The 9,836-nt window shown below is 47.6% G+C and carries 9 protein-coding genes; 4 read left to right on the top strand and 5 right to left on the bottom strand.

Annotation, left to right across the window (positions count from 1 at the left end):
• The first annotated feature begins 313 nt into the window (after positions 1-313).
• Both ACWP87_RS06520 and ACWP87_RS06515 read left to right on the top strand, forming a co-directional pair.
• A complete protein-coding gene (locus ACWP87_RS06520) occupies positions 314-1,516 on the top strand; it encodes an MDR family MFS transporter (protein WP_029944032.1) in 1,203 nt (400 codons plus the stop codon).
• A 76-nt stretch (positions 1,517-1,592) separates the two neighbouring features.
• Complete coding sequence (locus ACWP87_RS06515; protein ID WP_014569426.1) at positions 1,593-2,408, top strand: Cof-type HAD-IIB family hydrolase; 816 nt, start codon at positions 1,593-1,595, stop codon at positions 2,406-2,408.
• Between the two features lie 75 nt (positions 2,409-2,483).
• On the opposite strand, the gene ACWP87_RS06510 is transcribed toward ACWP87_RS06515, so the two are convergent.
• Entirely contained in the window at positions 2,484-3,359 is an 876-nt protein-coding gene (locus tag ACWP87_RS06510; protein ID WP_014569427.1) for a PPK2 family polyphosphate kinase, read from the bottom strand.
• 122 nt (positions 3,360-3,481) lie between these two features.
• On the opposite strand from ACWP87_RS06510, the gene ACWP87_RS06505 reads away from it, so the two are divergent.
• Positions 3,482-5,380 carry a M13-type metalloendopeptidase gene (locus ACWP87_RS06505; protein WP_014569428.1) on the top strand — a complete coding sequence of 633 codons (1,899 nt, stop codon included), beginning with the start codon at positions 3,482-3,484 and terminating at the stop codon, positions 5,378-5,380.
• Positions 5,381-5,508: 128 nt separating this feature from the next.
• Here ACWP87_RS06505 and ACWP87_RS06500 read toward each other — a convergent pair whose 3' ends face one another.
• From ACWP87_RS06500 to ACWP87_RS06485, 4 genes are all read right to left on the bottom strand, one after another.
• Positions 5,509-5,964 carry a GNAT family N-acetyltransferase gene (locus ACWP87_RS06500; RefSeq protein ID WP_014569429.1) on the bottom strand — a complete coding sequence of 152 codons (456 nt, stop codon included), beginning with the start codon at positions 5,962-5,964 and terminating at the stop codon, positions 5,509-5,511.
• A 380-nt stretch (positions 5,965-6,344) separates the two neighbouring features.
• Positions 6,345-7,217 carry a DegV family protein gene (locus ACWP87_RS06495; protein ID WP_014569430.1) on the bottom strand — a complete coding sequence of 291 codons (873 nt, stop codon included), beginning with the start codon at positions 7,215-7,217 and terminating at the stop codon, positions 6,345-6,347.
• 191 nt (positions 7,218-7,408) lie between these two features.
• Positions 7,409-8,341: an SPFH domain-containing protein gene (locus ACWP87_RS06490; RefSeq protein ID WP_014569431.1), complete on the bottom strand. Its 933-nt coding sequence runs from the start codon at positions 8,339-8,341 to the stop codon at positions 7,409-7,411.
• 41 nt (positions 8,342-8,382) lie between these two features.
• Positions 8,383-8,577 (bottom strand): hypothetical protein, encoded by a 195-nt coding sequence (locus ACWP87_RS06485; RefSeq protein ID WP_005716079.1) that lies wholly within the window; start codon positions 8,575-8,577, stop codon positions 8,383-8,385.
• A 440-nt stretch (positions 8,578-9,017) separates the two neighbouring features.
• Here ACWP87_RS06485 and ACWP87_RS06480 point away from each other — a divergent pair, with 440 nt between their 5' ends.
• Positions 9,018-9,743 (top strand): GH25 family lysozyme, encoded by a 726-nt coding sequence (locus ACWP87_RS06480; RefSeq protein ID WP_015764902.1) that lies wholly within the window; start codon positions 9,018-9,020, stop codon positions 9,741-9,743.
• Positions 9,744-9,836: the final 93 nt, after the last annotated feature.

The following is a 9,836-nucleotide window of genomic DNA, read 5'->3' as shown; positions in this document are numbered from 1 at the left end:
AATACGGCGATAGTGAACTGCCACAACCCAAAATCTCTAATATACTTTATGTACGCGCTTACCATAGAAGTGTTCAAAGTATATTGGGGGTTTTTGCTATAACATTGTTGGCACTCGATTAACCTCGATGTTCGAGTCTGACAATAGCTACGGCACTAGTGGACAAAGCTGCCTTCGGATACTGGTTTTACCCGCGGTTTTGCTGCGGCTTGACGGCAGAATCATGATAACCGCCTAAATATTTGCTCATTCAAGTTGCTATGTTTGGCTGGTTTCGATTATGATCAGTATCAGTGACACGAAATGGGGGAGAATGGTGCAGCACAAGACTTTGGCAATGAAGTGGTTGTTTTTGGGATCACTAATCACCAATACCGGCATTAGTTTGATTTGGCCGTTAACAACGATATATATGCATGAATATTTGGGTGAATCACTCACAGTGGCGGGAATCGTCCTTTTTTTGAATTCAATGTTTATGGTTATTGGCAACAGTCTCGGGGGCGGGTTATTTGACCACTGGCAGCCGTATGGGACGGCGCTGGCAGGCATTTGTCTGAATCTTGGTGCAACCGGTTTGTTGATCTTTTTCCATGGCTGGCCGGCGTATCCGTTACTACTGGTTATTTCCGGTTTTGGCAGTGGGATCACATCCACGGCGATTAATTCTTATGCGACGCGGATTCGCGACAAACGCCCGAGTGTGGTGTTTAATATCTTGTATTTCACATCAAATCTAGGACTTGTGATTGGCACGCTGATTGTCGGGTTTGTCTTGCCTTATGGGATTGCCATGGTGTTTGCATTGGCCGCGCTGCTATTTGCGGTCTTTTTAGTGGTCGCGATCTGGCATTATCGTATTGAAAAAGAAACTCCGACAGCCGCCGAACAGCCAGTCGCCCGCGGCAGTCGCAATCCGGCGCGCCCACGGTTGATCATGCTGATAGTGACGTTGTTTGTGACGTGGTTAATGTATGAACAGTGGCAAAGCAATATTTCCGCCTTTATGTTAAGCGAAGGCCTCACAGTCAAGGACTACAGCTTTTTGTGGACAGTTAATGCACTGCTGATTGTTTTGTTCCAGCCGGTTTTGACAGCGTTTGATCACTGGTTGTTGCAGCATATCCGGTTGCGGTTGATTGGTGGTTTTGTCTTATTTGCCGGTTCTTTTTTGATTTTGCTAAATGGTTCCGGGCAATATCTGACATTTATTATCGCCATGGTGGTTTTGACTTTAGGCGAAATTCTGGCATTGCCGGCAGTTTCAACTTATGTCACTTTGTTTACGCCGCTTGCACAACAAGGGCATTATCAAGGTTTGATTCAAGGCTTTGCGTCAGCGGGCCGAGCACTGGGGCCATTGTTAGGTGCAATGGTGATTGAAGGTACGCAAAGTTATCGGCTGTTGTTTGTCGGTGCCACCGGTTTGATTTTATTAGCGGTGTTGGGCTTTGCCTTTACGGTTCGCGAAAGTATTCCGGCACTGAATGATCCGTTACACCCAGCGGCTCATTAACCGCCAAATGATGCAAATTCAGTTTTAGGTTTCATGCAATAGGCACGTGCAAAGGCACAGGGAAGGGGAATTTTTCTTGCACTATCGGTTGATTCTGAGTGATATTGATGGCACACTGCTTAATTCAAAACACGAGCTGACTGTCGGCGTTAAACAAGCGATTCAGCATTATGTTGCTGCGGGCGGGACTTTTGTACTTGCTTCGGCGCGGCCGCCTTTAGCCATGACCGCGCTTGCGCAACAAATGGGGTTGGCGGTGCCGCTTGTCAGTCTTAATGGTGCGGTCATTGCTCAGCCAACCGATGATAAGAAGCTAAAAGTGTTGGCAACGACGCCTTGGCCAGCAGGAATTGCAGCCAAAGTTTATACCGCATTATCTAGCTTAACGCTGAGCTTGAATGTGTTCAGTGACACGCATTGGTATGTCGCTGATACGAGTCAGTGGACCCGGCAAGAAGCAGCGATCACCGGTTTTGCACCGGAAACAGTTCCGATTGAAACAGGGTTAGCAAACGGTCTGCCAGTGCACAAACTTTTATGTATGGGCGAGCCTGACATGATCGATCGCACTGAACAAATCGTTTTAGCCCATCCGGAATGGCAGTTGGTTGCCAGTCGGTCGAAGGCAACTTATCTGGAAATTGTCCGGCAAGGAGTGTCGAAAGAGGCGGCGTTAAAAACGCTCAGTCATTTATTCGACATTCCAATGGCGGCAACGATGGCACTCGGCGATGGTGAAAATGACCTGCCAATGTTGCAAGCAGCCGGCCTAGGGGTGACCTTGGAAAATGCTTTGCCTCAGGTGTTAGATGTCATTAAAACAGTTGTACCTGATAATGATCATGATGGGGCAGCAGTCGCCATCAAGCAGTATGCAATGGGTGAAGGTTAATAAAAAAGCGAGTCGAATTCTTGGTGATGGAAGTCGACTCGCTTTTTATTTTAACCAAAATAGTTTTATTTAAACCTAATCTTTTAAGTCAGTAATCGCCTGTTCCAACTCCTGCTTCTGAGCTGTAGAGATTTCCGGATATTTTAGCGGCAAAGCGGTGACTTCGCGGTTGATGATTTGGGACACAACCAGTCGGGAATACCACTTATCGTCTGACGGAATGACGTACCAAGGATTTGTTTTGGTGGCGGTGTGTTGAATGGCCTCTTGATAAGCTTGCTGGTAATCATCCCAAAAGCGGCGTTCGTGAATATCCGCCAATGAGAACTTCCAATTCTTTTCGGGAATTTCGATTCGTTTTAAGAAGCGATTTTTTTGTTCGTCCTTGGAAATGTGTAAGAAGAACTTGAGCAGCAAGATGCCATTGCGGTGCGCATAGGTTTCCAGCGCCTTGATATCGTTGAAACGTTTGGCCCATAAATCATCATGGACATCAGCAACGGTGTCAATTCCTGGTAGGTTTTCTTTTAATAGCAACTCGGGATGAACTCGGTCGACCAGCACTTCTTCATAATGGGAGCGATTGAACACCGTCAGTTCGCCACCAGCCGGGAACGCGTTGTGGATGCGCCATAAAAAGTCATGGCTTAGTTCAAGCTCAGTCGGTACCTTAAACGACACCACTGAGGTTCCCTGCGGATTGACGCCGGACATGACGTGTTCAATCATGCTGTCTTTGCCGGCTGCATCCATCCCTTGAAAAATAATCAAGACGCTGTATTGTTTCTGCGCCGCCAAGTGTTGCTGAACTTTAGAGAGCACCTTGATGTTATGATCAATGTCTGCTTTGATCTGCTCTTTTTTATTTTGAAAATGTTCTGGCGGTGCGGTCGCAAATGCTTGAATGTTAAAGGTGCCAGCACCGTCAAAACGATATTTTTCCAATGTCATCTTATCACCCTCGATTTATGCTTAGTTTCAACATAGTAGTTACGCCTAGGATGTGCAAGCAATTGACGCCTTGGCGGATTAAATCTATGCTGAGATTACGACATGAAAACGGAGGCAATTGCATGACATTACCAAGAATTCAAGATGATTTGTACCTGGCCGTCAATGGCGAATGGCAAGCCAAGACGCCGATTCCACCTGACAAAAGTGTTGTGAGTGCGGATAGTAATCTGACCGATGATATTCGCCAAAAACTAGTGGCTGACTTAAGCACGATGACGAAAACAGCCAAAACTTTGCCGCTCCAGTATGCAGCGCGGTTGTTTGCCAAAGCCAATGACCAAACCCGCCGTCAGCAGCTAGGCATTGAGCCAGTTCGTGACCGGATAAGCTTTTTGATGACGCTCACGACGCTTGATCAATTTCGCAGTGCTATGCCCAAACTGGTTGCTGACCAATACGTCTTACCGATCAGTCCCTACGTTGATGCTGATATGCACGATGCTGAGCATAATATCCTGAATCTTGGCGGGCCAGACACGATTTTACCTGATGCGGCGATGTACCAACATGAAGATGCCGAAAATGCGGCGGATCTGGCAGCGTGGTCGCAGATGGCAGCTGCCATGCTGGCTGCGGTGGGATTCAGTCAGACTGATCAAACAGTATATGTTGAAGCGGCTAAACGATTTGATCGGCGTTTGGCTGATTATGTGCCAGCAAATGTTGACTTAGCGGTAGATAGCACGTATGACAATCCATTGAGCTGGCAGGCGTTTGAAGATGCGGCCGGTTATTTGGGGATTCCACAAGCCTTTGCAACCTACATGCCGCAAACACCGGCGAAAGTCAATGCGGTTGTACCGGCTTATCTTCCGCACTTAAGCAAACTATTGACGCCGGACAATTATTCAGAATGGCACGCATGGATGGTGATTAACGAATTGCTAACCTGCGCCACTTACCTCAGTGATGATTTACGTCAATTGGCCGGACAGTATGATCGGTTTTTGGCGGGTCAACCTGAGGCGTTATCGTGGACGAAACACGCTTTTGGGATTGCCAACGAGTATTTTGACGATGTGATTGGTCAGTATTATGGTCAAACCTACTTTGGTGCCGATGCTAAGGCAGATGTGACGGCCATGGTTAAGCAGATTCTTGCGCAATACCGCGTACAGCTAGAAAACAACACTTGGCTGAGTCCGGCTACGAAGCAAAAGGCGATGCGCAAGTTAGCCACGATGCAAGTCAAAATGGGGTATCCGGAGCGACTCTTTTCCTTGTATGATCACTTGAGCGTGGATGCTGACGATGATTTGTTAACGGCAATTCTGAAACTTAGCGCACAGACGCAGGCCTTTTGGTTTAAACAGGTAGGCCAGCCGGTGGATCGGAATCAATGGAATATGCCGGGACACTTGGTGAATGCCAGTTATGATCCGCTGAAAAATGACATCACTTTTCCCGCTGGTATCTTGCAGCCGCCGTATTACTCACTCAAATGGACCCGGGCGGAAAACCTCGGAGGGACAGGCGCAACGATCGGTCATGAAATCTCGCATTCGTTTGATAATAACGGGGCGCTGTATGATGAATATGGTAATTTGCATAACTGGTGGACGCCAGCGGATAAGCAGGCATTTGATCAACTGGTAAAAGCGATGTCGGCACAGTTTGATGGCCGTGACTATGAAGGGGTCAAGGTCAACGGCACCCTGACCGTTAGTGAAAACATGGCAGATAACGCCGGCATGGATGTGGCGTTGGCATTACTAGGCGATCAGCCGGATGTTAAGGACTTACAGGCATTCTTCATCACTTACGCTCGTTCATGGGCCACCAAAATGCGACCGGAGCGGGCTAAAACTGTTTTGCGGCAAGATGTTCATGCGCCGGCTACCTTACGCGTGAATGTGCCGGTGCAAAACTTTCCTGCATGGTACCAAGCGTTTAATGTTCAGCCACAAGATGGCATGTATCGGCAACCACAGCAGCGGCTGACGATTTGGAATCGGTGATATTTAAATAAAAGAGTTTTATGTGAACCTTTTTCGAGAACCGCGAGATCAACTGTATGTCACACTGTTCATGGGGAAGCGTAAGCAAAAAGGCAACGATTGCCATGTCAGACAATCGTTGCCTTTTTTCAATCTTGGGACAGGTCGTGGTAATAATGCAGCCAGCCGGTTTCACGTTCACCGATCTGATCATACAAATGTTGAGCGCCAAGATTGCTAGTACGAGTCTGCCAACTTGCGCCGCTGTATCCGTGCGCTTTTGCCAGGTCGAACGCTGCGATCATGAGTTGACGCGCCAACCCGTGCCGACGAAACTTTGGTGCCACGTAGACGTCATTGATAATAAGCAGTGGTTTCAGCGCTCGGGTTTCAAAGCTGCGGTATAAAATCGCAAATCCGGCTAATTCTTGATCAACGGTGGCGACCAATAAGTGACCAAGACTGGTATCGGAGCACAGGCGGTCAAGGTGAACAGCCATTGCCTGTGAGTCAATGGTCAGCGGCACTGGGCTATCATGATAGTAACCTTGAACAAGCGGTAATAAGAGTGGGATATCGGTTGTCACTGCAGGGCGGACTGCCATAATAAAATCCTCCTTGATTGAAGTGAGCGTGAACCGGCGCGCTTAGAAGTCGGAGTGTAAGTGGCCTCAGTCGTGATGGCCGGGCTTTGGCCATTGCGACTGAGGTCCTTATACGCAGACTTCTGCGCCAGTGAACGCGTTATGGAGCGTGAGTTGACGCGGCTAGGGATCGGAGTGTAAGTGGCCCAGGTTTGACCATTGCGATCAAGACCCTTACATGCAGATTCTTGCGTCAAACAACGCGTTATGAAACACGTGATGAAGCCTTAACGATTGTGAAAATAAGCACTGCACACAAGTTCATCTGCAACTATTTTACCTGCAACAACAGCAAAAAGCTGCTAATGAAGTCTGAGCTTAAAATTTCTTGAAAGTCTAATTTATTTCCGCTCCGAAGTCGCCATTGAAAAGACCGCCACACAGCCAAAGCCTGTGTGACTGGCAATGGTTGGACCGATGTTACCAATCTGCAGCGGCGTTTGCGGGGAGGCGTCATGCAGGCGCTCTTTGACAAAGTTTGCTGCCTCAAAATCGCCGGATGTTGATATGATAATGCGATGTTGCGGATTTTCCTGAATGGCTTTTAAAGTCTCGTTGGCTAAGTCAATCAGCGAGCGTTTGCGGGCGCGAACCTTGCGCACAACGCGTAATTTACCGGCCGTATCAACGTCCATCACCGGTTTGATGTTTAACATCGTTCCCAATGCCGCGGAAGTACGCGACACGCGGCCACCGTGGTACAGAAAGTCCAATTTATCGACCGTAAACCACATCCGGTAGTCCAGTCGGTGCGCTGTGAGCCAGTGCGCCAGTTCATCGATTGGCATGCCAGCATCGCGTTTTTCAATGGCATCCAGTACCAATTGTCCTTCACCAGCACACGCAGCTAGGGTATCAACCAAGTAAATCTGCGCATCTGGATACTTTTCCAGTAACATGGCACGCGCTTGAGTCGCCGAATTGAAAGTGCCGCTTAAACCGCTGGAAAAGCCAACATATAAGATGGGCGTGTTTGCTTTGACATACGGTGTGAAAAAGTCAACGAACTGGCCGACATTTACCTGTGTCGTTGTGGGCATCACATTTTGCTTCAGTTGCTCGTAAAATGCATTGATATCGTAATGGTCTTCTCCAAGATCGTCTTCATAATCTGTGCCGTTGACGGTGAAGTGCATGGAGACAAATTCAACTTGATGATCATGCAAAGTCTGGTAGGGTAAGTCGCAACAAGAATCGGTTAACAGTTGATACATGGTTTCACCTCAAAATATCCGCACTAAAACGGATCTGTTTTCATCAATACTACGCTGTTTGGGGTTGTTCTGAAAGCTAAGGGCGGATGGCGTACCATAAAGTCGTTGAACGATACCAGCCCTACCTGATGTGATGCGCAGTAGCGGAACTTAAAAAGTCGAATTGCATTGTGCCATTCGACTTTTTAACCTTACTTTTCCTTGGTGGATGCTGACGGTTGTTTTTGATTGAACAGGGTTCCCACAGCAGGAAGACTGCCTAATGAATCAATCGCGGTACTTGGTAGAACCACTGTGTTGGCAGTGCCTTTAGCTAAAGCTTCGAGTGCCTCAACATTTTTATATTTCAAATATAAATCGCCATTGTCAATCAAGCCGGCATTGATCGAGTTAATTTGATCCTTAACCGCCGCTGCAATCAGCCGTTGACTTTCTGCGTGGCCTTGTGCTTGAAGGATTTGCGTTTGCTTATTGGCCTCGGCTTCAAGAATCGCGGCCTGCTTTTCACCTTCAGCTTTAGCGATCGCTGCTTGCTTATGACCTTCAGCTTCCATGATGTTGGCTTCCTTTTCCCGTGAAGCGCGCAACAGTTTGTTCATGGAGTCTTGAATGGTAGCATCGACTTGAATGGAATCAATGTTGACCCGATCAACATTCAAGCCGTAGCCAGCGGTGGTTTCGGCGATTTGCTGAAACAAGGTTTGGTTAATGGTTTCGGTGCCGTTCAAGACGTCATTCAAATCCATATTGCCGATAATCCCACGCAGATTAGCCCGCGTATCTTGAACCATGGACAACACGGAATCCTTGTTTTGATAAACATAGGCGTTAACATCAGTGATATGATATTTCAACGTTTCGGAAATACGGACGACAACGTTATCTTTTGTAATCACTTCCTGTTCATTGACCTTCAGCGGAATCTGCTTCATGTTGACGATTTCGGTGATCCGATAGATGAATGGTGGCACCACATGAAAACCTGGCTCCAACGTTGCTACATATTTCCCCAACCGTTCGACAATGCCAACTTCACCGGTATGGATAATGGCAACGCTGGTGAAAAGAATTGCGATGACGATGACTAAAACAATGACTAGAACAGAAATCAGGATAATATTCATGCGAAAGCCCCCCGTGTGAGCGAGTCAATTACGACTCAATCTCAATAATGTAAGCGATGTTCTGGTTTGACGACGCTAAGATAAAGCGGCGAGACCGCATTGACAACGACAGTATCGCCAGCCGCAGCGTCATCAGTGACCCGGTAATGATAATGAATGCCATAAAGCGTAATCTCACCCTCTTGATACGATGTTGGTAAGACAAACGTTGTCCCTAAAAGGCGATCGTCAAGCATGGGCGCTACTCCTTTCTGGTCATCTTCATTGATTGCTTTGTTACTTGACGCTAGCAATGATTATCACAAGCCAATTTTAAAGCAGGGTTGAATGAAAGACAATTGGGACGGCTTAGAAAGAAAAAATTATGCTCGTTATTCTATGCTGGAACTTTAGTACAGTCTATGCTTCATTCCGTAATTAGTTCAAACACTTTTTATTGTGGAAGACTTTGTTACAATAAGACCATTGTGGCACGAATGGTTGGAACGGTTAATGTAGGTGTGTGTCGTTGCCTGCGCTGGCTCACGCTCCATAACGCGTTCCCCAGCGCAGGGATCGGAGTGTAAGGACCTTTGCCGCAATGGCCAAAGCCCGGCCATCACGTCTAAGGCCGCTTACACTCCGATCCCTAACCGCGCTGGCTCACGCTCACTTTATTTTAGAAAGGATGTTGTTGATGCGTAGACGACGAGTTATTTATGCAAATACTTATCGGCATCGGCGGCGGCTGTGGTTTTTGCTGATTAGCGCAGGAGTGGTCACGGCCTTAGTAATCGGCTGGTGGCTGCTGCGTAATCCACGGCCGGATCCGACCGCTTATCCAGTGTTGGGCGTTCGCCTTGATCAAACCGATGGCGTTCAGGATTTTGATCGTTTACGTAGCAGCCGGGTTAGCTTTGTTTATTTGAAGGCCACAGAAGGCAGTAGCTATTTTGACGATAATTTTAATACCAACTTTACTCAGGCAGCAGGGAGCCGAATGAGCATAGGCGTGTATCACGTTTTTAGCTTTGAAACGACACCGGAAGCTCAAGCAGCTCAATTTATCCGCAAAGTAGGCTCCAACATTGGCGATCTGCCAATTGGTATTTACCTAAGTTATTATCGCGAGCAAAAGCCGAGTTCCGCGTGGTTGACACAGCATCTAACCGAGTTTATCACGCTCGTTCAACAACGCTATCATCGCCAAGTGTTGCTGATGGGTAGTCCTGATATTTTAAAGGTGGTCAAAACAGTGGTTCCACAAGCACCGCGGTGGACGATCACGGACAAGCGGCCTGCTGACAATGGCGGCTTTTGGCAATATACTGACGGTGCGCGGTTGCCAGACGGTCCTCAGGCATCCTATCGAGCAGCGGTATTCATGGGCAAGCGCAGCACATTTTTGAAGCTGGCTCAATAGTCGGACCACCATTAATTCGTGCAAAAAGCCGAGCATTGCACTGATCTAACAAAAATGTTCGTTGAATGTTCGCCGAAACTATCTACTTAATTG

This window comes from Lacticaseibacillus sp. 22 (assembly GCF_055413445.1).
The sequence above is the reverse complement of the archived record's forward strand: the minus strand, read 5'-3'. Positions and strand labels throughout refer to the sequence as shown.

What these genes read in the sequence shown, in the direction of transcription:
- ACWP87_RS06480 (WP_015764902.1), top strand. Translation starts at nt 9,018, where the DNA reads ATGCGTAGACGACGAGTTATTTATGCAAATACTTATCGGCATCGGCGG.
- ACWP87_RS06485 (WP_005716079.1), bottom strand. Translation starts at nt 8,577, where the DNA reads ATGCTTGACGATCGCCTTTTAGGGACAACGTTTGTCTTACCAACATCG.
- ACWP87_RS06490 (WP_014569431.1), bottom strand. Translation starts at nt 8,341, where the DNA reads ATGAATATTATCCTGATTTCTGTTCTAGTCATTGTTTTAGTCATCGTC.
- ACWP87_RS06520 (WP_029944032.1), top strand. Translation starts at nt 314, where the DNA reads ATGGTGCAGCACAAGACTTTGGCAATGAAGTGGTTGTTTTTGGGATCA.
- ACWP87_RS06500 (WP_014569429.1), bottom strand. Translation starts at nt 5,964, where the DNA reads ATGGCAGTCCGCCCTGCAGTGACAACCGATATCCCACTCTTATTACCG.
- ACWP87_RS06495 (WP_014569430.1), bottom strand. Translation starts at nt 7,217, where the DNA reads ATGTATCAACTGTTAACCGATTCTTGTTGCGACTTACCCTACCAGACT.
- ACWP87_RS06510 (WP_014569427.1), bottom strand. Translation starts at nt 3,359, where the DNA reads ATGACATTGGAAAAATATCGTTTTGACGGTGCTGGCACCTTTAACATT.
- ACWP87_RS06505 (WP_014569428.1), top strand. Translation starts at nt 3,482, where the DNA reads ATGACATTACCAAGAATTCAAGATGATTTGTACCTGGCCGTCAATGGC.